This window comes from Sedimentibacter sp. B4 (genome assembly GCF_000309315.1).
Taxonomy (GTDB): Bacteria; Bacillota; Clostridia; order Tissierellales; family Sedimentibacteraceae; genus Sedimentibacter; species Sedimentibacter saalensis.
The window spans coordinates 1-240 of record NZ_CANG01000678.1 but is presented as its reverse complement, the minus strand read 5'-3'; the positions used below and the strand labels follow the sequence as shown (position 1 = coordinate 240).

Genomic DNA, 240 nt, shown 5'->3' with positions numbered 1-240 from the left:
CTTCGTAGCGGGCGCCCTCGTGGTAAATCAGGGCGCCGGGACCGAATTCGCGGATGGCGAGGAACCGTGGGCGCTGAATGTAGTCGCCACCGTCGGCGGCGCGGGTGCCGTTGCGCACAGCTGGGATGTAGGCGGCCAGCGGGAGCCGTGGGAACGAGTAGCCAGAAAGGAAGCCCTCGGCGGCGAAGTAGCGATAGGTGTAGAAGTCGGAGTGGGTGGACCCTGACTCCTCGTTCTTGA

The 240-nt window shown here is 65.4% G+C and carries 1 protein-coding gene; it reads right to left on the bottom strand.

What is annotated here, in order from left to right:
• Positions 1–240, bottom strand: a 240-nt coding sequence (locus BN358_RS26790) for a hypothetical protein (RefSeq protein ID WP_198018467.1), incomplete at both ends; no start/stop codon positions are given.